Source organism: Erwinia sp. LJJL01 (assembly GCF_047300805.2).
Classification (GTDB): Bacteria; Pseudomonadota; Gammaproteobacteria; order Enterobacterales; family Enterobacteriaceae; genus Erwinia; species Erwinia aphidicola.
The window spans coordinates 4,233,348-4,256,941 of sequence record NZ_CP178576.1; the positions used below are offsets into that span (position 1 = coordinate 4,233,348).

At 54.4% G+C, this 23,594-nt stretch carries 22 protein-coding genes and 1 pseudogene; 7 read left to right on the plus strand and 16 right to left on the minus strand.

What is annotated here, in order from left to right:
* Positions 1–265: 265 nt before the first annotated feature.
* A complete protein-coding gene (locus tag ACLI4M_RS20795) occupies positions 266–1,243 on the plus strand; it encodes a UV damage endonuclease UvsE (protein ID WP_133623652.1) in 978 nt (325 codons plus the stop codon).
* Here the strand turns inward: ACLI4M_RS20795 and ACLI4M_RS20800 are convergent.
* From ACLI4M_RS20800 to ACLI4M_RS20825, 6 genes are read right to left on the minus strand one after another with little or no spacing between them, the layout of a single operon-like run.
* The gene (locus ACLI4M_RS20800; protein ID WP_133623651.1) at positions 1,240–1,896 is read right to left on the minus strand and encodes a flavin reductase family protein; all 657 of its coding nucleotides are present in this window, start codon (positions 1,894–1,896) and stop codon (positions 1,240–1,242) included. The genes ACLI4M_RS20795 and ACLI4M_RS20800 overlap by 4 nt on opposite strands.
* A gap of 1 nt (position 1,897) precedes the next feature.
* Positions 1,898–3,322 (minus strand): M24 family metallopeptidase, encoded by a 1,425-nt coding sequence (locus tag ACLI4M_RS20805; protein ID WP_133623650.1) that lies wholly within the window; start codon positions 3,320–3,322, stop codon positions 1,898–1,900.
* Positions 3,323–3,351: 29 nt separating this feature from the next.
* Positions 3,352–4,182, minus strand: coding sequence for an ABC transporter permease (locus ACLI4M_RS20810; RefSeq protein WP_336225594.1), 831 nt, complete (start codon positions 4,180–4,182; stop codon positions 3,352–3,354).
* Positions 4,169–4,996, minus strand: coding sequence for an ABC transporter permease (locus ACLI4M_RS20815; RefSeq protein WP_133623649.1), 828 nt, complete (start codon positions 4,994–4,996; stop codon positions 4,169–4,171). Before ACLI4M_RS20815 ends, ACLI4M_RS20810 begins: the two co-directional genes overlap by 14 nt.
* An 8-nt stretch (positions 4,997–5,004) precedes the next feature.
* A complete protein-coding gene (locus tag ACLI4M_RS20820; protein ID WP_133623648.1) occupies positions 5,005–6,054 on the minus strand; it encodes an ABC transporter substrate-binding protein in 1,050 nt (349 codons plus the stop codon).
* A gap of 15 nt (positions 6,055–6,069) precedes the next feature.
* Complete coding sequence (locus ACLI4M_RS20825) at positions 6,070–7,185, minus strand: ABC transporter ATP-binding protein (protein WP_133623647.1); 1,116 nt, start codon at positions 7,183–7,185, stop codon at positions 6,070–6,072.
* A 568-nt stretch (positions 7,186–7,753) separates the two neighbouring features.
* On the opposite strand from ACLI4M_RS20825, the gene ACLI4M_RS20830 reads away from it, so the two are divergent.
* Both ACLI4M_RS20830 and ACLI4M_RS20835 read left to right on the plus strand, forming a co-directional pair.
* Entirely contained in the window at positions 7,754–8,857 is a 1,104-nt protein-coding gene (locus ACLI4M_RS20830; RefSeq protein WP_133623646.1) for a sugar phosphate isomerase/epimerase family protein, read from the plus strand.
* 116 nt (positions 8,858–8,973) lie between these two features.
* The gene (locus ACLI4M_RS20835) at positions 8,974–9,711 is read left to right on the plus strand and encodes a GntR family transcriptional regulator (protein WP_133623645.1); all 738 of its coding nucleotides are present in this window, start codon (positions 8,974–8,976) and stop codon (positions 9,709–9,711) included.
* On the opposite strand, the gene ACLI4M_RS20840 is transcribed toward ACLI4M_RS20835, so the two are convergent.
* On the minus strand, positions 9,688–10,908 hold the full coding sequence (locus ACLI4M_RS20840; protein ID WP_133623644.1) for an MFS transporter: 1,221 nt from the start codon (positions 10,906–10,908) through the stop codon (positions 9,688–9,690). The two genes, ACLI4M_RS20835 and ACLI4M_RS20840, sit on opposite strands and share 24 nt — an antisense overlap.
* A gap of 187 nt (positions 10,909–11,095) precedes the next feature.
* Here ACLI4M_RS20840 and ACLI4M_RS20845 point away from each other — a divergent pair, with 187 nt between their 5' ends.
* Positions 11,096–12,304, plus strand: coding sequence for a diguanylate phosphodiesterase (locus ACLI4M_RS20845; protein WP_133623643.1), 1,209 nt, complete (start codon positions 11,096–11,098; stop codon positions 12,302–12,304).
* Positions 12,305–12,369: 65 nt separating this feature from the next.
* On the opposite strand, the gene ACLI4M_RS20850 is transcribed toward ACLI4M_RS20845, so the two are convergent.
* The 5 genes from ACLI4M_RS20850 to ACLI4M_RS20870 form a co-directional block, all read right to left on the minus strand.
* Entirely contained in the window at positions 12,370–12,795 is a 426-nt protein-coding gene (locus ACLI4M_RS20850; RefSeq protein WP_133623642.1) for an ASCH domain-containing protein, read from the minus strand.
* Between the two features lie 26 nt (positions 12,796–12,821).
* Positions 12,822–13,937, minus strand: coding sequence for a metallophosphoesterase (locus ACLI4M_RS20855; protein WP_133623641.1), 1,116 nt, complete (start codon positions 13,935–13,937; stop codon positions 12,822–12,824).
* 135 nt (positions 13,938–14,072) lie between these two features.
* A complete protein-coding gene (gene arsC, locus ACLI4M_RS20860; RefSeq protein ID WP_133623640.1) occupies positions 14,073–14,498 on the minus strand; it encodes a glutaredoxin-dependent arsenate reductase in 426 nt (141 codons plus the stop codon).
* Positions 14,499–14,556: 58 nt separating this feature from the next.
* The gene (locus ACLI4M_RS20865) at positions 14,557–15,843 is read right to left on the minus strand and encodes an arsenic transporter (RefSeq protein ID WP_133625072.1); all 1,287 of its coding nucleotides are present in this window, start codon (positions 15,841–15,843) and stop codon (positions 14,557–14,559) included.
* A 45-nt stretch (positions 15,844–15,888) separates the two neighbouring features.
* On the minus strand, positions 15,889–16,209 hold the full coding sequence (locus tag ACLI4M_RS20870) for a metalloregulator ArsR/SmtB family transcription factor (RefSeq protein WP_133625071.1): 321 nt from the start codon (positions 16,207–16,209) through the stop codon (positions 15,889–15,891).
* 84 nt (positions 16,210–16,293) lie between these two features.
* On the opposite strand from ACLI4M_RS20870, the gene arsH reads away from it, so the two are divergent.
* Positions 16,294–16,998, plus strand: coding sequence for an arsenical resistance protein ArsH (gene arsH, locus ACLI4M_RS20875; protein ID WP_133623639.1), 705 nt, complete (start codon positions 16,294–16,296; stop codon positions 16,996–16,998).
* 179 nt (positions 16,999–17,177) lie between these two features.
* Positions 17,178–17,687 carry a GNAT family N-acetyltransferase gene (locus ACLI4M_RS20880; RefSeq protein ID WP_133623638.1) on the plus strand — a complete coding sequence of 170 codons (510 nt, stop codon included), beginning with the start codon at positions 17,178–17,180 and terminating at the stop codon, positions 17,685–17,687.
* Positions 17,688–17,900: 213 nt separating this feature from the next.
* Here the strand turns inward: ACLI4M_RS20880 and ACLI4M_RS20885 are convergent, their stop codons facing one another.
* Positions 17,901–19,337, minus strand: coding sequence for a glycoside hydrolase family 32 protein (locus ACLI4M_RS20885; protein WP_133623637.1), 1,437 nt, complete (start codon positions 19,335–19,337; stop codon positions 17,901–17,903).
* Between the two features lie 18 nt (positions 19,338–19,355).
* On the minus strand, positions 19,356–20,594 hold the full coding sequence (locus tag ACLI4M_RS20890; protein WP_133623636.1) for an MFS transporter: 1,239 nt from the start codon (positions 20,592–20,594) through the stop codon (positions 19,356–19,358).
* A 265-nt stretch (positions 20,595–20,859) separates the two neighbouring features.
* Here ACLI4M_RS20890 and ACLI4M_RS20895 point away from each other — a divergent pair, with 265 nt between their 5' ends.
* The gene (locus ACLI4M_RS20895) at positions 20,860–21,867 is read left to right on the plus strand and encodes a LacI family DNA-binding transcriptional regulator (RefSeq protein WP_133623635.1); all 1,008 of its coding nucleotides are present in this window, start codon (positions 20,860–20,862) and stop codon (positions 21,865–21,867) included.
* Between the two features lie 217 nt (positions 21,868–22,084).
* On the opposite strand, the gene ACLI4M_RS20900 is transcribed toward ACLI4M_RS20895, so the two are convergent.
* Positions 22,085–22,567 (minus strand): NUDIX hydrolase, encoded by a 483-nt coding sequence (locus tag ACLI4M_RS20900; RefSeq protein WP_133623634.1) that lies wholly within the window; start codon positions 22,565–22,567, stop codon positions 22,085–22,087.
* 134 nt (positions 22,568–22,701) lie between these two features.
* A pseudogene (locus ACLI4M_RS20905) lies at positions 22,702–23,430 on the minus strand (ISNCY family transposase); the annotation flags it as partial.
* Positions 23,431–23,594: the final 164 nt, after the last annotated feature.

Consider the following 23,594-nt stretch of genomic DNA (forward strand, 5'->3'; position numbering starts at 1 on the left):
AAGCCACCGTTAATTATGTCGATATTAAGAAAGGCACGGGAAAGGTTATTTATTGTGCATAGCGACTATATACCTAACCATTGACACTGTCCTGCGTGGGGTCACCAGTTTACTAATAACCTCTGCAGACGAGGTAGATTCTGTCATTACCTCGTTTTAACCATGCTAAAGCTGCGGATTCAGCACAACTGCGAGGCCATAACCTGGCTGCCGTGCAAAATTCTAATCGGTTGATACACTTACAGGAAACGAACCGGGAGGAATAATGAAATTAGGCTTTGCCTGCAAATACCTTAATGCTGACTTACAGCAGCCGTACCCTTTTAAATCACCCACGCGCAAGCGTTTTCTTAGCCTGGATCAGGACAAGCGCCGTGAGCTGCTGCTGACGTGTGCCAGCCACAACCTGTCGCAGCTGGCGCACATATTTAGCGAGCTGGCGCAACTGCCGCATCAGTTAAGAATGATGCGTATCGGCAGCGATCTGCTGCCGCTGTTTACCGTTCCCGAAGCGCAGGAGCCGTACCAAAGCCTGCTGCCTGACTTATTGCCTCTGTTCGCGCACGCCGGTGCGCTGGCAAAAAAAGCGGATATCAGGCTGTCGTTTCATCCGGGCCAGTATACGGTTCTGGCTTCGGAAACGCCGGAGGTGGTGGACAGGGCGCTGGTGGACATTGAGTATCATGCGCTGTGCGCCAGATTGCTGGGTTATGGCCGTGAGTTTCAGGATTTCAAGATCAATATCCATATGAACGGGCGCGCCGGTTTTGCCGGGTTCAAAGCCGCCTTTGAGCGGCTCAGCCCGGAAGCCAGGCTGATGCTGACGGTGGAAAATGATGAGGTTTCCTGCTCGCTGGATGATGTTTTGCAGGCCAGAGATCTCTGCCCGATCGTGTTAGATATCCACCATCACTGGGTGAAGGAGAATCAGTTTATACAGCCCAACGATGCGCGCATCGCACTGGTCAAAGAGTCCTGGCGCGGGGTACGGCCGGTGCTGCACTACTCGATTTCTCAGGAGGGATTGATTCCCGAGCAGGGGTTCCCCGATCAGGAGTCGCTGGGGCTGTCAAAAATGAAGCTGCGGGCGCATTCAGACTACTACTTTAACGACACCCTGAACGACTGGGCATTGTCGTTTCGCGATTTCGATATTATGTGCGAAGTGAAAATGAAAAATATCGCCAGCGCAAAGCTGTTGCGGGTCGGGCATGCCCGACCCCTACGGGTAAATAGCGTTTAATCGTGACGTTCGCGCGCTTCCCACTCGTCAGGCGTGAGGGTTTTGATATCAAACTGATCGCGGGTGCGGGTGTAGGTGTGCCCGCCCATGCGGCCCACGGCGTCCATCAACTGCTGGTCGATGTGCAGGTTCTCCAGGTTGACCGCGTCACTACGCACGTAGACACCAAGCACTTCGCCAAGGATGATTTCGCGCGCCGGGCCAACCTGTAACGTAGTGTGGCGGCGGCACTCCAGGGCGGCAGGGGCCGAGAGAATACGCGGGCTGCGCACCCTCTTGCCCGCAGTGGTTTCTAGCCCGGCGAGGCTCATTTCATCCACTTCCGGGCCGAATTTAATCGCGCAGACCTCCATCTGCTCAACCAGCGCATCGTCAACGATATGCACGGTAAACTCCCCGGTTTCGCGGATATTACGCGCGGTATCCTTAAAGCGCATATCGGCGTAGTTTTCCACACCAATCGCCACAATCGCCGGATCGTGGGTCAGCACGTTAAAAAAGCTGAATGGGCCGGCGTTGGGCTGGCCTTCCTTGCTCAGCGTGGTGACCAGCGCGATAGGGCGCGGGATCACAGTGCCGATCAGTAGCTTGTAGCGGTCGCGCTCCCCCAGCTCGGCAAAGTCAAAATAGGTATGCCCTGGCATCGTTTTCATCTCAGGCTCCGGCGGCAATGCGGTGAGTTTCCAGCGGGGTGTGGCGGCTGAGGTTTTCAAAGCCATCCTGCGTCACCACGTACATATCGCCAATATTGCAGCCCGCCGACAGCGGCTCCAGCCACTGGGTATGCATCACAAAGACCATGCCTTCCTCCAGACGATCGTAGTTGTGCGAGGAGATGTTAAAGCTGTTCTGACCGCCCGCCATGCCAACGGAATGGCCGAGGTTCGGGTTATGTGGCCCGTGCGTGGCCGGGTAGACGTGCATCAGCTTACGGCCCTGCGCTTCGTAGTCCGCATCCGGCACGTACTGCTGCGGGATCAGCCTGGCCGAACCGTCAGGCATTGGCGACCAGTTGTACGGCATGGTGCGCGCCTCCGGGGAGGCCAGCAACCCGGCTTCAATCATTGGCGCAAAAGCGGCGTTATTGATATCGCGCATCAGCGCGCCGGGCTTAATCAGCTTCTCAGCATTTTTCACCCCTGCAGTACAGGCATCCAGCACCAACTGCTGGCGCCCGGTGATCTCGCCGACGGCGATCATGCGTGCGGTCTGCGCAGTATAACCCCGCCAGGTGACGTTGGAGATATACAGGTTGATCAGGTCGCCCGGGCGCACCACGTGGCCGTAAGGTTTGCCGCAGTGAGTGCCAAACTGGTTAATGCCAATCTGGTAGCCGTCGCCGGTTTCGCCGCCAAACGCCATCTGCGCCGCGGTGAAAGCAGCAAAGATTTCGTAATCGGTAACGCCCGGTTTGGCCACGTGCCAGGCGGCCTGTGTGCCGATACCGATCAGCTGCGCGGCGGCGCGGAACATCTCAATTTCGCGCGGGGAGCGCACCTTCTGCAGGCGATCGAGGATGGCGTTATCGGCAATAAATTTGCTGCCCGGCAGCATCGACTCCACGGCAGCCCAGAAGGTCAATGAAGTGCGGTCGCCGATTTTTCCGATCTGCGCTTTTGCCAGACCAAGATCGCTCAGCAGCTGCGCGCACTTCTCGGCAGTTTTCATCACCGAGTCACCCGGGCGGTCGGCGTATTCACGGCCAATCGGCCCAATCTGCCAAATCTCGTCAACCAGCAGCGGCTCGCCGCCCGGAGGCAGCAGCACCGACTGAGTGAAGAAGGAGAGCAGCACCAGCGCTTTGTCAGCATCGGTCGGGATAATCAGCACGCCTTCGCGCATCCAGTCACAGATATAGCGCAGATAGTGATTCGAGGCGTGGAACCAGCCCACGCTGCCGGCATGAACGATAATCGCATCATGCCCGGCTTCCACCGCCTGGCGGCGGATTTTGCGCAGCCGCTCTTCAAACTCTTCAAGCGGCAGCGGCAGCGGAGCCGAGAAGTCGAAATCCGGTTTAAAGTCCGCCAGCAGGGCGCCGATACGATAGCCTGGCGCCTGAGTCGCATGAGTCTTCATAGTCATTCCTTGTGTTTCTTTTGATAAAGTTAAGATGCCTGCGGGCGCGGGGCCAGAACACGCCGGGCGACCAGCATGCCGAGCAGGGTTATCGCAATCAAAATGCCGGAGATAGCCGCGACGCGTACGTCAAGGGACTCCTCGATCATCGCGAACATGCGTAGCGGCAGAACCGTGGTGCTGGCATCAGCGAGGAACAGAGAAACGGTGACGTTATCCAGTGACTGGATAAACACCAGGAACGCCCCCGCCATAATGCCGGGCATCAGCAGCGGCAGCGTGACGCGGCGCAGGGTCATAAACCAGCTGGCCCCCATCGTGGTTGAGGCTTCTGCCAGCGACGGATTAATGCCCTGCGCCACCACCGACGCGGCGCGGTACATCAGCGGGCCAAACACCACCACGTGGCCGATCACGTTCAGCCACAGCGAAGGCGGAAAGCCGATAAAGTTGGCGACAATCAGCGCCGCCAGGCCATAAACCAGGCTCGGCAGCACCAGCGGGGCCAGCAGCAGCGGCTCGATGGTGCTGACGCTGCGGCGCTTCATGCGCGTCATACCGATGGTGGCAGGCACGGCAAACAGCAGGGCGCCCAGTACCGCCAGCGCGGCGATTTTGAACGAGTTCCAGGCGGCAATATGCTCGGTCGCCGAGCGCACCGGGTCGAGCAGCGCCTCATACCAGCGCAGCGAGAAGCCCTGCGGCGGATATTTCAGCGTCTGTCCGGAGGTGAACGACATCATCACCGCGATGACGATCGGCGCCACCAGGTAGATCACACACAGCGTGCCGAAGCCATAAACGAACAGCTTGTACAGCAGGCCTGGAATCGGGTTTTCACGATGATTAGACATGGCCATTCAGCCTCCGGTGGCGTGAAATCATGGTAAGGGCAACCAGCAGGCAGCCGGTGGAGACCAGCAGCACCACGGCGATAGCCGAGGCCATCGGCCAGTCAAACAGCGTGCCAACCTCGCGATAGATCAGCTGTGGAACATAGACGTTGCGCGCGCCGCCAATCACCGCCTGGGTGACGAACGAGCTGCTGGTACTGGCGAAGACCAGGATCCAACCCGCCAGCAGACCCGGCAGCATCAGCGGCAACAGCACTGTCACCAGCACGCGCCACGGCCCGGCACCGGAAATCTGTGCCGCTTCGGTCAGCTGGTACGGCGTGCGTGACAGAATGGCAATCAGCGGCAGGATAATCAGCGGCAGGTCTATCTGGCACATCGCCAGCAGCAGACCGGTTTCGGTAAACATCAGGCTGGTCGACATGTCGGTCACACCAAGGAACATCAGCGCTTCGCTGATCGGTCCCTGGCGTCCGAGAATGACGATCCAGGCAAAGGTGCGTACCACGTTGCTGGTCAGCATCGGGATCAGCGTCAGAAAAATCAGCACCTGGCGCAGCGTGCGCCCGCCGTGCCAGTAAAGCAGGGCGATCGGCACCCCCAACAGGGTGGTGCCGATCACGGTTTCAATCCCCAGCCGTGCGGTGTTAACCAGCACGCGGAAGTTAAACGCGTCGCCGAAGAAGTTGGCGTAGTGCTGTAACGTCACGCCGCCATCTTTGGTGAAACTGAAAGCGATCAGAACCGCGAGCGGCGTCGCGAAGAACACCACGGAAAGCAACAGCATGGGGATAACATACGGGAAGCCGCTCTGTTTCATCTCTTACCTCAACCTGCTACCAGCGCATCAAACTGACGGATCCAGGTGTCACGATTTTTATTGATGATGTTCCAGTCCGGATAGACCAGTGATTTGACCTGCTCGCGGGTGATGTACGCCGCAATCGCCGGGGTCAGCTCAACATTTTTGTTAGTCGGGAACATTTCGGTCGGCGGCTGCTCCAGTTTGGTTTGCGCAAACTGTGAAATCGCGGCGTCCATATAGGCGTAGGCGGCATCCAGATTTTTGCTGCCTTTGGTCAGATGGATATTGACCGGGGCGGCAGGTGAGCCGGTTTCCGGATGGACAAACTCGGCCTTCATTCCCAGGCTTTTCAGGCGCGCCACGTTGTTGGTGCTGCACATAAATACGGCGATATTGCCCTGCTGGAACTGCGTCATCTGACTGTTGGTGCTGTCGACAATACTGGCCATCTGCTCCGGATGCTTTCTGAACAGGTCAAACACCGCCTGCATATCGTCCGGGCCTTTACCGTAGATTTTGGCAATTTCGGTATAGGCCATCACCGCGGTGTTAGAGCCAAACCCGGTCCATGACACCAGGCCTTTATAGGCCGGGTTCTCAAACAGGTCGGCATAGCCTTTCGGGCGCGGCACCAGCTCCGGGTTGTAGGCAATGCCGTTCACTTCCACCGTCACGGTCGGGCCGTACTCGCCCTGGAACGCCGGGTCGAGCAGGTTCCAGTTTTTCAGGCGGGAAGGGTCGATCTTCTGGATCAGACCTTTATCCACCGCCACCGTCATCTGGCCTGGCGACATGAGCAGCGTGTCGTACGGCGGGTTGCCCGGGCTGGCCATCACTTTTGCCAGCTGGTCCTGCGCCATAGCCGGGGAGACGGTCAGTCCAAAACCCTGCTTCTTGAGAATATCGCCCAATACAGTGCGGTAAGCATCTTCCCAGTTACCGGGGAAGGTCGCCGCGACCGCCGTGCCGCCGCTGGCCGCAACTGCGCGCAGCGAGAGTGGCAGCATGGCGGAAGCCGCAACGCCTGCCACGATCTGACCAAACCGACGACGACTGATTTCAAAATCTTTCATGGTGTTCACCTCTGCTTATTCATTCATAGGTTGCGGTTCAGCCGGGAAGGCGTGACAGCGTGCAGTATCAATCTCAGCGTAAAGTTGCGCTCCAGGCTGCGGGATGAAGGTTGACGGTCCGCGCACTTCGGAGGCGCGTAGCGTGGTGCCATCCTCCATCGCCAGGTCATGGACCAGCGTTGGGCCGAGCGGCAGCGAAACGGTCATCCGCACCGGCTGGGTGTTTTCCCCCGCCTGCTTTGCCAGCCGCACCTCTTCAGGGCGGAAGGTGACCGTGACCTTCGAGCCGGTGGTAAAGTTGAGACGGCGCGGCAGGCGCAGCGTGCGCTCATCCGATAACCCAATCAGCGTGGTGTCGTTATCAAAACGCAGCACGGTGCCGTGCAGCTGGTTGGTCTGCCCGATAAAGGTGTTTACAAACAGCGTTTTTGGCCGGTCATACACCGCCATCGGCGTGTCGATCTGCTCAACATTACCTTTATTCATCAGCACCAGGCGGTTCGCCAGGCTCTGCGCCTCTTCCTGATCGTGGGTGACGATCAGCGTGGTGATACCCAGCGTTTTTTGCAGATGCAGCAGTTCCACCTGCAGGTCGAAACGCAGCGCCCGATCCAGTGCGCCAAATGGCTCATCGAGCAGCAGCAGAGAAGGGCGGCCGGCAATGGCACGCGCCACGGCAACGCGCTGCTGCTGACCACCGGAAAGCTCGCGCGGCAGGCGGTTACCGTATTCGTTCAGCTGCACCAGGTTCAGCATTTCGGCGACGCGCTGCTTGCGCTCAGCGCGGGAAACCTGCTGGCACGCCAGCGGGTAAGCGATGTTTTCGGCCACGGTCAGGTGCGGGAATAATGCATAGTTCTGGAACACCATGCCGATACCGCGCCCTCTGGCCGACACCCCGGCGAGATCCTGATTACCGAGTACGATTTTTCCCGCCTTCGGCTGGATCAATCCGGCAATGGCACGCAGCACGGTGGATTTACCGCAGCCGCTCGGGCCGAGCAGCGCGACAATTTCGCCCGGTTCAATGTTAAAGGAGACATCGCTGATGGCGTTACTGCTGCCGTAGCTGTGGGTCAGGCCCTGAACGCTGAGGCGCTTACTTTCAGCGGTGTTGTGCATATCTGGCATAAAATGCTTCCCTGGTTCTGAGTAGCGGTCACAAGACGTTTTGGTGCTTGGGAAGCATTTTGCAAGCCGCATGCCAGGTTCATAACTGCAGAGGGTTAATGATCACAAGGCATTGAATGTAATGTAATAATTAAAATTTAATAACATTCGCAAGTTTTTGCGAATAAAAGTTATCCTTACTATTCGAAAAGAAAGTTACCATTTAAGCACCCCCATTTGGTGCAACACTATCGTCATTTTGGTGCAAAAAAGCGACGAAAAATCCTGTCACAGCGAATGTTCTGATGCCGTGAAGCACGTAATTTACCCGTAATAAGCCTGGCCAGTTCCTGACGGGACGGGCTTTTGGGAAAATTCGCTGCTTAAGCCGTTTGCTATGACACCAAAGGGATAATCGATTAGCATAATGATTCGCAAATATATTCGACAATCTAGTGATTAAAATATTCTCGATAATAATCATAGTGATATGGTGGAGTTGCTGCACTAAATGTTGCGTCTGGCATGCGGCTTGCAACAGCGGCTGGTGCTCATACGGTAAAATCAGATCGTTATTAAGGAACAGGTTATGAAACTAGGCATTGATGGGTTAAAGCTGCCCGAAGTTAAGAAACGCGGCCCGCTGGCCAGCCTCGATCACGTCAAGGCGCTGGGTCTGCAGGGGATCTTCTTCAGCACCGTGCTGGATATGAGCCCGACGCTGGACTGCGGCGAGCTGCGCGACATCCGCGCCAAAGCTGACGATCTGGGGCTGTATCTGGAAAGTGGCCTTGGCAAAATCAACCCTTACTGCAGTGCCGAAGCGCCGGAGCTGCGCGCCATCGGCAACGGCGACATGATTGCCGGGCTGACGCGCATGATTGAGGCCAGCGCTGCTATCGACTGCCGCGAGATGTGGGTTTCACCGGGCAACTTCAAAGCGCAGTATCCGGGGCGCCTGGCGGTGGACCGTTTCCGTACCGACGTCACGTGGGAAGAGCAGCTGCTGGCAATGGAAAAGGTGCTGCACAAAATGGCCCCGGTGGCACGCGCCCACGGGGTGCATATGAACGTCGAAACCCACGATGAGATCACCTCGTTCGAGATCCTGCGCATGATTGAAGCGGTAGGGGAAGATTGCGTGGGCGTGGTCCTGGACACCGCCAACATGGTGCAGCGCGGCGAACATCCGGTGCTGGCCGCGCAGCGCCTGGCGCCGTGGGTGCGCCAGACGCATATCAAAGATGCCTATATCGGGCGCGCGCCGGGCGGCATTGATTTCCAGCCGCGCCCGTGCGGAAGCGGCGTGGTCGACTTTGCCGCCATTCTGCCGATGCTGGCGAAGGTCAACCCCGAGATGACGCTGTCGCTGGAGATTGCGCAATCGACCGATGACAACCGCCGCCGCGCCAACCCGCGCCAGTGCATTCAGATTGATGACCCGATCTGGCGTGCGGGGCATCCAGACCTGACGGCCGGGGAACTGGAAGCCTATTTTACGCTGGTGGACAGCTATGCGCAGCGCGTGGCAGCAGGAGAAGTCGAAGACTGGGAAAGCTATGAAAGCTCACGCTACGGCTACCCGACCTATCAGCAGCAGAACTATGGCTTTGATGAGGCGATCGCCTTTATCCAGCAGTCGGCCAGCCACATTCGCGCCATTTGCGCCCAGCAGGGCATCACTTTATCCTGACGGTTGCGTAGCAAGTTTCTGACAAAGATAAACCACACCGCAGATTGCTGTTGCGGTAAATTATCCGGCAAGCATCAACACCCACCAGAAATGAAACAGAGGACAGGGAGACAGCCATGAAAAAAGCGCGCGCCAGAGCGACGCCTGTAGCCAGAACAGAGGGCAGCAGCGCCGATCACAGTGAGGATGTGTCTGAACGGATCCGCGCCACGCTGGCGGCCGCTATCGGTGAAGGGGCGCTAAAACCCGGTAGCAAAATACTGGAAGAGGCCATCGCCGAGCATTTCGGCGTCAGTCGTACCGTGGTGCGTGGCGCGCTGGGCGTGCTGGAAAGCGACCATCTGCTGGAGAGAAAGCGAAATCGTGGCACCTTCGTGGCAGAGCCGAGCATCGAGCAGGCCAGGCACCTGTTTGAAGCACGCCGCCAGCTGGAAGGGGGGCTGCTGGAGTTCGTGGTGGCGCGAGCCAGCGCTGAACAGCTGGATGCGCTGGCCCGTCTGGCCGACGAAGAGGAGCAGATCCATCATCACGGCGACGAGAAATCCAAAACGGTGCTTTCCGGTAAGTTCCATATCGTGCTGGCCGAGCTGGCGGGCAACCCGGTGCTGACCGAGATGCTGGCGAAGATCGTCGCCCGCCTGTCGCTGGTGATGTCTTTGTACGAAGAGGAGCGCAAGGATGACTGCGGCGCCGATCACCACCGCCAGATTGTCAGCGCCCTGAAAGCCAAAGATCTGACCAAAGCCCGTCAGCTGATGGACCACCATCTGGCCGATATTGAACGGCGGGTACGCCTGACGGAAGGCCACGGCGATCGGCATTCGTTTATCTCAATGCTGGAGAACTTCTCCTGAGGTTCTCTTCATCGCCATCCGGTGCCCCATGCGGAAGAACAGCAGGCCAGCGGCGGAGAAGGCGATTAGCGCGCAAAACATCACCGGCGGTGCCGTGTAGCTCAGCAGGAAACCGCACAGCACCGGGTTAATGGCACCGCCGATATTGCTCAGGTTCTGCATGCCGTAGTAGCTGCCTTTCATATGGTCCGGCGCAATAAAGTCGATAAACATGTACTCCACCGGGATCACAATCAGCTCGCCAAAGCTGAAGATGGTCATCGCGATCATCCACAGCAGTACCGAGGTACCGGCCAGCATAAAGCCGGCCAGCCCGAGGATGAAAAACAGCGTGCCGAAAAACAGCCACTTCAGCAGGTTATTCTGCTTCATCCCACTGCTCATCACGTACTGGAAAGCGATAACAATTATCGCGTTGGTGATCATGATGGCGCCGATGATCTTATAAGCCTGTGCGGCGTCCGAGATAATGATCAGATACTGCGACAGATAGCCGGTGAACTGGCCAAACACAATCGCACCAAAGGTGCTGCCGAGGGTGAAATAGACCAGGCAACGGTCGCGCATCAGGATGGCTAAGGTCTGGCGCAGGTCAGGTTTTTCCAGCGGTTTCAGCTCAACATCGTTGCGCGCCGGGCTGTTGGGGATGTTGCGTAATCCTACCGCCAGAGCAATGACCGTGCCCAGCGCCAGGCTACCGGATATCATAAACGGTAGCTTAGGATCAAAGCCCGCCAGCCACACGCCCAGTGATGAACCAATGGCCCAGCCGACATTAATGAGCGTGTAGTTCATCGAAAACGCTTTTACCCGCTTCTCTACAGGCAGCCAGGCGGCAATGCAGGCTTTAATGGTAATGCTCAAAAGTGCATAGGAAGCGTTAAGCAGGGCAATCACCATCACCACGCTACTGACCTGCGGCAGGATTGGCAGCAGAAAAAAGCTCAGCGCGAACAGGCTGATAGAGAGGGTGATTAAAGTTCGGTGGTTAAATTTGTCGACCAGATAGCCGCCGTAAAGGCTGCTGAAAATACCGATAGCCAGGCTGGCGCCCATAATAATGCCGACGCTTTTCGGCAGCAGGTGGTAATGCTCGGTCAGGTAGATAGTGAGAAACGGCAGGGTGACGCCGCGCCCGATGGTCAGCACCAGTGAGCCGGCGAGCAGGGCGAGGATAATTGGCGGCATTCCTTTCATTTGAGCAACGTTATTCCATCAAATATTTAACAACCAGACCCGCTACTCTACTAAAAAATTCCAGATTAAACGACAGCTTATATAAAAAACGCCTGGCAGATTTAATGGAATAACAGATAGCACTGGACAACACCGCAAGGGATTCTGTTAATGTAAGCCTTTAAAAGACCAGTATTGCGGAATTTTTATGTTATCTACCCTCATCTATCGCAGCCATCTTTCCGATAATGTTCCGCTAAGCTCGCTGGACAAAATTGTACAAAAGGCAAATAAAAACAACCAGTTAATTGGCGTTACCGGCATTTTGCTGTTTAACGGCACGCATTTCTTCCAGGTGCTGGAAGGCCCTGAACAAGCAGTCAGTAAGCTTTATGAACATATCTGTCGCGATCCCCGTCATCATAATGTCGTGGAACTGATGCGCGACTACGCGCCGTTCCGGCGATTTGGTAATGTCGGCATGGAGCTGTTCTCGCTTCATGAGTTTGATAAAGCCTCGGTGCTGCAGGCAGTACTGGATAAAGGCACATCGGAATTTCTGCTGACCTGGGATGACCGCGCGCTTCAGTTTCTGCGCACCTTTGTCGAATCCTGGGAGAAAGAAAACTATTTCGAAATCCCACCTGCCGGTCAGTGGGAATTTATCGCCACGGACGATCTACCCTTAGCCGATGCAGACTTTGCACCGGGCGAGGATATTAGCTTTGCCTTCCAGCCAATTATCGACCCGCTGGCCGGAACCATCGTCTCCCTTGAAGCCCTGTTGCGCAGCGCACAGGGGCTTTCACCGCTGGATTATTTTGCCAGTTTGCCGCGTGAGGAGCTTTACCGCCGCGACCTGGAATCCAAGAGCCAGGCCCTGGCTCTGGCAAAAGAGCTGCAAATTGATGACATCACCTTCTCGATTAACCTGCTGCCGATGACGCTGGTTGAGATCCCGAATGCCGTGGATTACTTACTGGGTGAGATTGCCCGACACGGACTGGTGCCTCAGCAGATCGTGGTAGAGGTGACTGAAACTGAGGTGATTTCGAATATCGAAGCATTCTCCAGCGCGTTGAAACATCTGAAAGCGGCGGGTATCAGTCTGGCAATAGATGACTTTGGTGCCGGCTCCGCCGGTCTGCTGCTGCTTTCACGCGTGCAGCCGGAGAGAATCAAGATTGATCGTAATATTATCAGTGATGTGCACAAAAGCGGCCCTAAACAGGCAATCGTTCAGGCCATAATTAAATGCTGTTCTTCGCTGGAAATAGCCGTTATTGCCGAAGGCGTGGAAAAACCAGAAGAGTGGATGTGGCTGGAAGCAGCAGGCATCTGTCAGTTCCAGGGGTTCCTGTTTGCTAAACCGCTGCTGAAAGGCATCCCCCCTGTTGCATGGCCTGAATTGAAATAACCCGGTTTGTCTACGACGCGGTGAAGCGGGTGTTTAATAACCAGGGGGAATATCCCCCCTGACATTTATACGTCTTGCGCGGCATGGCGCTCAATCAGTTGAAACTCTTCTGCCACCAGTTCCATTTCTGCAGAGTAGCAACCCTCATGCTCAAAAAATGCTTTGTGAACTTCCTGCCAATATTTAAGGCTTAAGTCTCCTTCGCCCTCTTTTCTCGCAAACTCTTCAGTGACATCGCAGAAGCGCAAGATGCGCATAGCGACCGTCCTGATGACGCACACCGGCTCACCCTTGCCGTTAAGGATGATGCTGTAGCCGCCAATCGTCGGTGCGTCATCTTCATTGATAAAAGATGAGAGTGAGCCACAGGACGCGGTTTTAACTCCTTGCACAACCAGGGCTGCCAGTTCATCCGCCATCTCGCACGAGTTGCCAAATGCCCAGGCAATAGCGCCGGGATATTTTTCCTTCAGGCTTGCCAGAAGATCCATTTCACTTCCTTAATTATCAGGGGGGATTATTTTTTCCGCGTCAGCGTGATGCGCGTCAGCTCCGACGGGCGGCCCACGCGTACCGCCATTCCCGGCCACAGCGCCGTGCCGTTATTTACATACAGCTGCATGCCATCAACATCGTAAAGCCCGGAGACAAAGCCGCCGTTGGGTTTGGCAAACAGGCGGTCTAAGCCGACGATTAAACCACCGTGAGTATGGCCTGACAGCTGAATATCGACCCCGTGTTTCGCATTTTCACGGGCGTTTTTTGGCTGGTGGTCGAGCAACACCACCGGCGCGTTGTCAGGGGCATCAGCCAGTGCTTTTGCCAGATTGGGGCCGTTAGCGCCCCGGCCCGGTGCAGAAGTATCGGGCAACCCGGCAATCACCAGGCTGGCGTTGCCGCGAGAAATGACAGAATGACTGTTTAGCAGGGGCTTCAATCCTAAAGACGCCAGATGCCCGGTCCAGGCCTGCTGCTCGAAGAAATATTCGTGATTGCCGGTAATCGCCAACACGCCATCGGGCGCATGCAGATTGCGCAGCGGCTCCACGTCCTTAATGCGATTTTTCAACGTGCCGTCAATCACATCCCCGGTAACCACAATCAGGTCAACATTCAGCTCCAGCGCACGCCTGACTAACGCGGCACTCCAGCTGGCGTTAAAAAGCGGGGTGATGTGCATATCGGTTAGCTGGAGCATTTGGTAACCCTCAAACTCCTGCGGTAAATCAGCAACCTGAATCGTCACATCCTTGAGAGGGGGAACGCGTATTGCCTGCTGCACGCCCCAGCTGGCCAGGCCGAATGCCAGCAGGGCAGCCAGGTAGCGCACGCCGGGAGCAATCTCCAACGGGTGGCGCAACAGCATCGCGACCAGCGCAACCACATCAATCAGGATCTGGGCGAGGGCGAGGAACAGCACCGCGCTGTAAACCCAGTTGAACAGGATTATGACTAATCTTGGCATCTCCGCAGAAAAGATGCTGCCAGAAGTGAAGCGGCCTATCAGCAGATACTGTGAGGCAAGCAGCGCCAGCAGAGAAAGAGTGATTTTTAACGCCAGTGGCATGGAGAGTGGAATGATAAAACGGGCAATAACATACCAACTCGGTATGCTGAAAATAAGGTGAAACATGGCGATTTTCCCTGTTAAACGCGGCGATTGTTAGCGCAGTAGCAAGATGAAAATGGATAAAGCTTTAATCAAGCAGATTATCATACGGAGAAAATGCGCCGCGAAACACCCCAGATACTGGCCTGAATGTGCCTTTTAGCTCAGCCTGCGCCCGTTTTTATCGACAACTTTTTCCCCGTCTTCTTTACTGAATTCGCCGCGCTGAGCCGCTGGCAAAATGTCTAAAACTTTCTCTGAAGGGCGGCACAGCCGGGTTCCGAGCGCAGTGACAACGACAGGGCGGTTCATCAGGATCGGATGTGCCAGTATTGCGCTGATAAGCTCATCATCAGTGAAAGCGGCGTTCTCCAGATCCAGCTGCTGATAAGGCTCCGTGTTTTTGCGCAGCAGGTCGCGCACGGAAATTCCCATATCAGCAATTAGCTTAACCAGCTCGGCGCGGGTGGGCGGTGTTTCCAGATAGAGGATCACCGTCGGCTCCGTGCCGCTGTTGCGGATCATTTCAAGGGTATTGCGCGACGTCCCGCAGTCGGGATTATGATAAATAGTTACATGGCTCATTTTGTCACTCTCATTTCTCTATTATTAAAACCCCGGAATGGCTATTCCGGGGCCGGGGTTAAACGATGGACAGCCGCAGCGCCAGAGCGCACAGCGTGACAAACAGCACCGGAATCGTCATCACGATGCCGGCACGGAAGTAGTATCCCCAGCTGACTGTGATGTTTTTCTGCGCTAAAACATGTAGCCACAGCAGCGTGGCAAGGCTGCCAATCGGGGTGATTTTTGGCCCTAAATCACTGCCGATTACATTGGCATAAATCATCGCTTGTTTAATCACTCCCGTGGCCTGGTTGCTTTCTATCGACAGCGCGCCAACCAGCACGGTCGGCATATTGTTCATCACGGAGGAGAGGAACGCCGTCAGGAAGCCGGTTCCGAGGGTTGCGGCCCACACTCCATGTTCAGCCAGCTGATTCAGCAGGGAGGAGAGATACAGGGTCAGCCCGGCGTTGCGCAGGCCATAAACCACCAGGTACATGCCCAGTGAGAAGATAACGATCTGCCAGGGCGCGCCGCGCAGTACCTTAGCGGTATTGATCGCATGGCCTTTTTTTGCCACGGCAAACAGGATCAGTGCGCCAGCAGCGGCCACCAGACTGACCGGAACGCCAAGTGGCTCCAGTGCGAAGAAGCCGGCCAGCAGCAGAACCAGAACCAGCCAGCCTGCTTTAAACGTGCTGCTATCGCGAATGGCCTCTTTTGGCGCCTTTAGCAGCGAAATATCGTAAACCGCTGGGATCTCTTTACGGAAAAACAGGTGCAGCATGAGCAGCGTAGCCACGATAGCAGCCAGGTTAACCGGCACCATCACGGCGGCGTACTGGGTAAATCCAAGCTTGAAGAAGTCTGCCGAGACAATGTTAACCAGGTTCGAGACGATCAACGGCAGGCTGGCGGTATCGGCAATAAAACCGGCGGCCATCACAAAAGCCAGGGTTGCTGCCGGGCTGAAACCCAGCGCCAGCAGCATGGCAATCACGATGGGCGTCAGGATCAGTGCAGCACCATCATTGGCGAACAGCGCGGCCACCATCGCACCCAGCAGAATAATCCAGCTAAACAACTGGCGGCCACGGCCTTTGCCCCAGCGGGCAACGTGCAGGGCGGCCCATTCAAAGAAACCCGACTCATCCAGCAGCAGGCTGATGATGATCACCGCAATAAAGGTGGCCGTCGCATTCCAGACGATGTGCCAGACCACCGCAATATCAGCGAGATGAACAACCCCTGTGACCAGCGCCAGGCCTGCACCCAGCATGGCGCTCCAGCCAATACCCAGCCCTCTGGGTTGCCAGATAACCAGGGTTAGCGTCAGTAAAAATATTGCACTTGCCAGTAACATCATAATTCCCACTCACATTCATTTAAATGTATGTATGCTGCATGCTCAACAGGAGGCTTCCGCCGCCTGTCTGAGTTTTTCTCGTATGTGCTCGCGTTCGCAATTCCACGCAGAATCGATAATGGCTGCCGCCCAGGCGGGCATGTGCGGCGACAAACGGTAGTGCACCCATTTGCCTTCACGGCGATCGGTTACCAGCTCCGCCTCACGCAATAGCGCCATATGGCGCGATATTTTCGGCTGCGACTCTGCGGTTACGGCACAGATATCGCAGACGCAAAGCTCGCCGGACTCGCGCAGCAGCATCACCACCGTCGAGCGTGTTTCATCAGCAAGCAGTTTAAAAAGTTGTAGCGGGTGCAGCATGGCTAACCTCGATAGCATTTGACAATACATATGCTAATTCATATATGATAAATTGCAAAGCGCCGTTTCTTTCAAGGAGTCCTTATGCAGCACTTACCCGCAGTCGAACAGGCATGTTTTGATGATGCGATTTCCCGCAAACTACTTAGCGAAGGGCAAATCCCACCGCGCATTCTTATCCTGTATGGTTCCACGCGGCAGCGTTCCTACAGTCGTTATGCCGCCGAAGAGGCAGGGCGCCTGTTAGAGCAAATGGGCGCAGAAGTGAAAATTTTTAATCCCTCTGGACTGCCACTGCCCGATGATGCGCCCGATACGCATCCAAAAGTGCTGGAACTACGCGCGCTGGTAAGGTGGTGTGATGGCATGGTCTGGAGCTCGCCCGAAAGACACGGGGCGATGAGTTCAGTGATGAAGGCGCAGATAGACTGGATCCCACTCAGTGAAGGTGCAGTTCGTCCTTCGCAGGGGAAAACCCTGGCGGTGATGCAGGTGAGCGGCGGGTCACAGTCCTTCAACACGGTTAATCAGATGCGGATACTGGGCCGCTGGATGCGGATGTTCACCATCCCAAACCAGTCATCGGTGCCCAAGGCATGGCAGGAATTCGATGAAGAAGGGCGGATGAAACCCTCAGCGTGGTACGACCGGATTGTCGATGTAGCCGAAGAGCTGTTCAAGATCACCTTAATTCTTAAGTCGCATACCCCTTACCTTGCCGACCGCTACAGCGAAAGGAAAGAGAGCCATCAGGAATTGTCCAGTCGGGTAAATCAGCACAAAATTTGATTAAAAGCCGCGATGTACTGACCTAAGGGCACAACATTGTGCACCTCAATTAAGACGCCGCGATGGATTTTAATTCTGTCGGGCTGAAAGTGCGTGATATTGTTATCTATTCACGTTGGTGCGGGGCGGTGGTACAGCTCGCGCTGTCGTCATGATAAATCACGTTGTCTGGAGGAAAGATGGAATTGGAAACTGCAAGGCTGCGTCTGGAGCCATACCAACACGCTCATTTTGATGGCCTGCGCGAGATGGAAAAAGATCCGGAAATGATGCGCTATATTAGTCCTGGCGAGGTGAGGACAGCGGAAGAAACGCGTGAAAGCATCGAACGGGTGATGCTGCGCTGGCAACAGCGTGGCTTCTCGTGGTGGGCACTCATGGAGAAGGAGTCAGGGGCGCTGGTCGGTGCCGCCTGTCTCCAGCATTTAGCCAATGAGGACGACGCACCGCTGGAGCTCGGCTGGCGCCTTAACGCCAGTTATCATGGCAAAGGGTACGCGACGGAAGCGGCGCAGGCGATTGTGAAATTCGCGGTTGAGCAGGTCGGCGCGCGCTATCTGGTTGCGGTGGCGCATCCGGATAACAGTGCCTCACATCGGGTGATGCAGCGCCTCGGCATGACATACAAAGGCATTGAGCAGCACTACGATACGCAGTGCGTGGTGTATGAGATGCACGTTGGTGAATAACATCAAGCAAATCGCCTCAGCCAGGCTGTCTTATCGCTATTTTGCACGACCGCTGGCAGGATGACTGGATATTTGGGCTGCTGAAGGATGAATTCAGCTGAGAAGAGATCTGCGAATAAAATTACGCGGCCATATTTCAGAAAAAATAATGCCAGTCTGAGACTGGCGAAAATAAATGTAAAAAATACAACTGTGCGATTATATCCGGTGGAATTATTTATCCAGCGGCCAGTATCCGGCTTCTTTTAAGGCAGCGGTTCCATTATTTGCAAACAGCACTATTTCACGCTCTCCTGGCTGCGGATAAATTCGGCTGCTTAAACAGGCTTCGCCTTCATTGACAAAGAGTTCCACGGATGAACGATCAATGAATATTCGCAGCGAAAGGATATCATCCTCTGGCACGGGAATGCTGCGCGTTCCCACAAGCGAGAAATCAGGGTAGCTTCGTTCTAACACTAAGCGCTGGGCCTGATTATCAACGTAAATACGCAGCCCAACTCCCAGCATCATGCCATATTGTTCTGCCTGCGACCTGCTACGCTCCCACTCCAGTAATAACTCCACGGCTTCCGCATCGCCCGCGACAAACATTCTCTGATTGCTCAGGTAATGAGCAGGAACAGGAAAATAACTGCCTCGCAAGGCGGTCACTTCTTCGATGGGTTTCATCATAATGCGATTATTATCACCTAAACTCAGTTCGCGCGGCAGGGAGAGCATACCAGCCCAACCATCCTGCTGCTCCGGCATCGGTGATTCCCACATATCCAGCCAGCCAATAACGATTCTGCGCCCATCCGGACTGAGAAACGTTTGCGGGGCATAAAAATCGTGACCGTTGTCCATTTCAATAAATTGCCCGTCGTGGCTGAACGCCTGACCTGGCTGCCACTCTCCCAGTAAATATCCACTCTGGAAGAGGTTACGGTTTTGATAGCCTTGTGCCACCATTCCTTGTGGAGAGAACATCAGCACACGCTGGCCGTTCAGAGTAAAGAAATCAGGGCATTCCCACATATAGCCTATCCCATCTTCAGATTCGGCCAGAATACCTTCGTCATGCCATTTATGAAGGTCCGTGGAACGGTACAGGCGAACCTGGCCGGTTTCCGCCACGCGTGAACCGACAACCATGTACCAGTATTCACCCTCACGCCATACTTTCGGGTCGCGGAAATGATGCAGTCCTGGAGGGGTATCAATCACCATTCCTTGACGCTCGAAATGAATTCCGTCACGACTGGTTGCCAGACATTGCACCTGATACAAATTGTCATCACTTTCAGGCGAACCGTGAAATTTATGACCGGTGTAAATCAGTGCCAGCGTATCTCCGTCCACCACTGCGGAACCGGAAAAACAGCCGTCTTTATCTGCCGGCCCTTCCGGTGCCAGTGCCACAGGCAGATGTTCCCAGTGAACCAAATCTTTACTGCGGGCATGCCCCCAGTGCATGGGGCCCCATTTCGTTGAATAGGGGTGATGTTGATAAAAGGCATGATACCAGCCGTCGAACCAGACCAGCCCGTTAGGATCGTTCATCCAGCCGGCTCGTGCGGCAAGGTGATAGCGTGGATACCAGCGGCGGTTAATTCCGGCTTGTGCTTCTTCAAGCGTCTCTTCAGCCTGTTTTAATAAAGATGTCATTATGCTTTCTCCCGAAAATTACACAGCATCTTGCTGTAAAAAGGGGTGTTCAGTTGTGGGTTTATTTGGGCGCAAAAGGAAGATGGAAATAAACGTGGTGCAGAACACCATAATGCCCATTATCAGATAGGATTGAGCGAATCCAAATTTTTCGTAGCTGAAACCCGCCAGCGGCGATAACACGGTGCCAATAACTGAACTGGTACAGGCAAAACCCACCAGATAAATCGTGGAAGACAAACGCTTGTCGAAGTTGAGGCTGTTATATTTGAAAATGGCAACCAACAGTATCGGCAATTCCAGGGCATGTAGCAGTTTGGTAATCGAAATGAGCAGAGGCCCCTCAACCAGGCCGGAGGCGATCATACGCAGAGCCATCACCATACCGGCGAATATCAGACCATTTTTGGCGCCAATTTTGTTAACCAGCCACGGTGCGCAGAACATGCCTGCCGCTTCCAGAAATACCTGAAATGAATTTAAATAACCAAACATAGCGTTCCCTTCCCGCAAGGTAGGAAACTGTGAGGAAAAATAAACCGGGAATTGCTGGTCGTATACACCGTAAATACAGGTTCCAATCACAAAGAAAATAAGTGCCCAGAAACGCGGTAGCGTTAGCAGCCGGATAGCATCTTCCAGAGAAACCTTTTTAGCCCCAATCTCCAGCTTTTCCATGCTCGCCGGTGCCGCAATTTTTAATCGGGCCAACATGAAGAAGAAAACCAGGCCAGAGCATGACGCCACCAGGAAATTAAGATTGGGGTTAATGTTAAACAGCAGTCCGGCGAAAAACGTGGCAACGGCCCAACCAAGAGAGCCCCACATGCGGGCCCGTCCAAATTCAAAAGTACTCTGACGCGCAACGCGCTCGGTATAGGATTCCAGCACGCCTATACCACCATTAAACGTCAGACCAACAAACAGGCCACCAAAAACACTTCCCAGCAGAATATTGAGATTGAGCAAATAGCTAAAGAAGAGATACGCAGGGCCGGAGAGGATCAGCAGTGCGGCCATAAACCACAGCAGATTTTTGCGCAGACCAAGACGATCCTGAATGAAGCCGTAAAAGACCTGAGCGAAAAGGGCTGACACGGATAAGACGGAAAAGATAATACCCGTCTCGGAGGCTTTTAACCCCACTTCCTGGTGGAGCCAGATAGAAAGAAGGGAGCTGGACGAAGACCATGTGACAAAGAAAAAGAACAGCAGGGCGCTGAGCAGCATATAGCTGCGGGAAGGCTTTTTTTTCATCTGAGCAATCTCATAGCGATTTATATGCGCACATGGTAACGTTAACATTATACGCAGACACCGAGTTTTATGGCAATATCCGATGTTAATCACAAAAGTTAACGTTAACATTGGCGTTGTGAGATCTGTATCAAATTTCTTTGCCAAATTCCCAAAATATCAGGCTCAAAGCTTAGAATAGTGGGTTCAACTCTATGGATAACTTGATAGCGGCTGTTCGCTTGCAGCGCGATGATGTATCCGGGTTTTCGCAAAATGGAAGATTATGGCGTCTTTGAAAGATGTGGCCAGAATGGCCAATGTATCGTTAATGACAGTTTCGCGGGCGCTTAATTACCCTGAACGCGTGAAGCCCGAGACGCTTGCACGCGTGCAGGAAGCGATTCTGCATTTGAACTACGTACCCGACTTGTCGGCAAAACAGATCCGCAGTGTGGGGACTAAAAACAAGACGATCGGCGTACTGGCGTTGGATACGGTAACCACACCTTTTTCCGTCGAAATCACGCTGTCAATCGAGGAGACCGCGCGCGCACACGGCTGGAAAAGCTTCGTGGTTAACATGTTCTCTGATGATAATCCGGACGAAATTGTCGATCTGCTGCTTGCTCATCGGCCCGGTGGCATCATTTTCACTACCATGGGACTGCGTGAAGTACGTATACCGCCCAAGCTGCTGACACATCCCTGTGTTCTGGCAAATTGCGAAAATAAAGACGAGCCCGTTGCCTGTTACATACCCGATGACGAGAAGGGCCAGTACACTGCAGTTAGAGCCTTGTTGGCGGCAGGATATCGTCGGCCTATCTGTCTGCATTTACCCGCCAACCACCTGGCGACGTCCCGTCGCCAAAAGGGAATGGAGCGCGCCTGTCTTGAGGCAGGCATCGATCCCGATACGCTGGATCATTGCTATATGCAACCTGGCGATGAGCACTACCGTGACATTCCCGACGTTCTTCTGGCTCACATTTATCAGGGGATACCTCAGTTTGATTCAGTTATTTGCGGGAATGACCGCATTGCATTCATGGTGTATCAGACGCTTTTGGCTAAAGGAATTCGTATCCCGCAGGATATCGGGGTTATTGGTTACGATAATCATGTAGGTATTGGCAACCTTTTTTTACCGCCGTTATCTACGGTACAGTTACCGCATTACGAAATTGGTCGACTTAGTACGTTGCATATTATTAACGGTGATGACAGCAAGGCGAGGGTACTGGTGGATAGTCCCTGGTTGTCTCGCGAGTCATTTAGTCTCTGCACCTGACGTTCAGTCAGCCCGAATGGTGAAGCATCATCACAACGTCAATAACGACCTTCAAACCAGTCATGGTGAGAGCCGTCGATTTGAATGAATTTCCCGGTTTGCCGCGTTTTAAGCGGGCAAGCACACCATCTGTCAAAGCTAAGTTCAGATGTCCGGGTTAGGGCAAAGTTAAAATGTCCGCTCTGTGCCAGGAGCGGAATTTAATGTTTTACGGTAATTAAGCCTCTTTCAATGCACTGAATTTAGCAGGACTGAATAAATCTTTGCTGAGTATGTCGATGATTAAATCGCGGGGAAAGATAGTTTCGTTAGTATCTTTAAGCTCTTCTAATGTCCACCAGTGATGCTTTTTAATGACTTGCTTTTCATTTTCACTCCATCCTGAGTCGTCCATATCACGCTTTTCAGCATGGATTATAAAAAAACTCTCTTCCGCAAGAACGGTCTCCCCATCAGGCAGCTGCATAGGGAAAGTTCGGGATGCTACCACCGCGCCGACGGAATCTCTTTTTAATCCGGTCTCTTCCTGCAACTCCCTTAGCGCTGCCTCTTCGAAGGATTCATTATGTTCAAGCCCACCGCCAGGCGTCGCCCAGTAGGACATGCCGCTTAATGCGTCATTTTTATGGGAAAAATTAAACAGCAAAACATTTTTTTCAGGTGAAAGAATAATTAACCGGGATGATTGGCGAGTACGCATAACGCTTCCTTCTGATGCAGTTAAAACTGATTTCCGTTTCGCCATTCAACCATAAACAGCCGCCTAGATCGTTCAGAACGATCCCTTAAATTTCTTGAGGCTATGGCGTTCCAGAAGCTTCTCGCGGCTAATGTAGGGCCGAAATCGCTGTAGCTTTCGCTGATGTTCAGGAGTTTAGCGGCACGCGACTGCGTCAAACTTTTGTTGTTAATACGAAAAATGCTGGCTTTGTCGCTGTAGAATGCCAGCGGCTTACCGTGCTGCTCCAGATAGCCGCGCGTGGCGTCAAAATAGGTGAACGTGGACTCAGACTTTACGAAGTGGAGCTGCATCAGGCGACTGGTCGCGTCATCAACGTAGACCAGCAGCGTGCAGGCCGGTCCGCGTTCCTCAAACCAGCGGTGATCGCAGCCGTCGATCTGTATCAGCTCGCCAACGCAGGCGCGACGATACCGCGGCTGCTGGATCCTCGGCGCACGCATTTTCCGGGGGATCCAGAGTCCGGCTCGTACCATCAGCTGACGCACGGTCTCTTTAGCCAGCACAACGTCATGGAGTTCGGCCAGCTTCTCGCAGGCGAGCGTCGGACCAAAGTCGGCGTAGTTATCGCGGATGATGCCCAGAGCAAGTTCAGCAAGGCCAGGCAGAAGCTGGCGATTACTACGCAATCCACGGCGGCGGTTCACCAGTGCCAGTGGCCCGGACTCGCGATAACGCGCAAGCAGACGCCGGCAGTGACGATCCGTCAGGCCAAGTCGTTGTGATGCAAGCGAAGTAGTGAGCCTGCCATCAATGACATCCTGCAGGATCTTGAGGCGGTTAACTTCATTCATCGTAAAGCACTCCGAACCGTAAGCCGTCATTAGTTGCGTCCTCAGCCGAGAAACCCTGGAAAAGGACGATAAAGCGGACATCTCAATATAGCCAGAGGCGGACATCTTAATTTAGCCACTACACCATCGGTGCGCATAATGTATATTATGTTAAATAAGATATCAGGTAGTCAATCCGTCAGGGCTTCCTGACC

Coding starts and splice junctions, on each gene's coding strand:
- arsC (WP_133623640.1), bottom strand. CDS start 14,498: ATGAGCCATGTAACTATTTATCATAATCCCGACTGCGGGACGTCGCGC.
- ACLI4M_RS20900 (WP_133623634.1), bottom strand. CDS start 22,567: ATGCGTACTCGCCAATCATCCCGGTTAATTATTCTTTCACCTGAAAAA.
- ACLI4M_RS20840 (WP_133623644.1), bottom strand. CDS start 10,908: ATGAAAGGAATGCCGCCAATTATCCTCGCCCTGCTCGCCGGCTCACTG.
- ACLI4M_RS20865 (WP_133625072.1), bottom strand. CDS start 15,843: ATGTTACTGGCAAGTGCAATATTTTTACTGACGCTAACCCTGGTTATC.
- ACLI4M_RS20870 (WP_133625071.1), bottom strand. CDS start 16,209: ATGCTGCACCCGCTACAACTTTTTAAACTGCTTGCTGATGAAACACGC.
- ACLI4M_RS20890 (WP_133623636.1), bottom strand. CDS start 20,594: ATGAAAAAAAAGCCTTCCCGCAGCTATATGCTGCTCAGCGCCCTGCTG.
- ACLI4M_RS20845 (WP_133623643.1), top strand. CDS start 11,096: ATGTTATCTACCCTCATCTATCGCAGCCATCTTTCCGATAATGTTCCG.
- ACLI4M_RS20880 (WP_133623638.1), top strand. CDS start 17,178: ATGGAATTGGAAACTGCAAGGCTGCGTCTGGAGCCATACCAACACGCT.
- ACLI4M_RS20895 (WP_133623635.1), top strand. CDS start 20,860: ATGGCGTCTTTGAAAGATGTGGCCAGAATGGCCAATGTATCGTTAATG.
- ACLI4M_RS20830 (WP_133623646.1), top strand. CDS start 7,754: ATGAAACTAGGCATTGATGGGTTAAAGCTGCCCGAAGTTAAGAAACGC.
- ACLI4M_RS20815 (WP_133623649.1), bottom strand. CDS start 4,996: ATGAAACAGAGCGGCTTCCCGTATGTTATCCCCATGCTGTTGCTTTCC.
- ACLI4M_RS20820 (WP_133623648.1), bottom strand. CDS start 6,054: ATGAAAGATTTTGAAATCAGTCGTCGTCGGTTTGGTCAGATCGTGGCA.
- ACLI4M_RS20805 (WP_133623650.1), bottom strand. CDS start 3,322: ATGAAGACTCATGCGACTCAGGCGCCAGGCTATCGTATCGGCGCCCTG.
- ACLI4M_RS20795 (WP_133623652.1), top strand. CDS start 266: ATGAAATTAGGCTTTGCCTGCAAATACCTTAATGCTGACTTACAGCAG.
- ACLI4M_RS20855 (WP_133623641.1), bottom strand. CDS start 13,937: ATGTTTCACCTTATTTTCAGCATACCGAGTTGGTATGTTATTGCCCGT.
- ACLI4M_RS20800 (WP_133623651.1), bottom strand. CDS start 1,896: ATGAAAACGATGCCAGGGCATACCTATTTTGACTTTGCCGAGCTGGGG.
- ACLI4M_RS20850 (WP_133623642.1), bottom strand. CDS start 12,795: ATGGATCTTCTGGCAAGCCTGAAGGAAAAATATCCCGGCGCTATTGCC.
- arsH (WP_133623639.1), top strand. CDS start 16,294: ATGCAGCACTTACCCGCAGTCGAACAGGCATGTTTTGATGATGCGATT.
- ACLI4M_RS20810 (WP_336225594.1), bottom strand. CDS start 4,182: ATGGCCATGTCTAATCATCGTGAAAACCCGATTCCAGGCCTGCTGTAC.
- ACLI4M_RS20885 (WP_133623637.1), bottom strand. CDS start 19,337: ATGACATCTTTATTAAAACAGGCTGAAGAGACGCTTGAAGAAGCACAA.
- ACLI4M_RS20835 (WP_133623645.1), top strand. CDS start 8,974: ATGAAAAAAGCGCGCGCCAGAGCGACGCCTGTAGCCAGAACAGAGGGC.
- ACLI4M_RS20825 (WP_133623647.1), bottom strand. CDS start 7,185: ATGCCAGATATGCACAACACCGCTGAAAGTAAGCGCCTCAGCGTTCAG.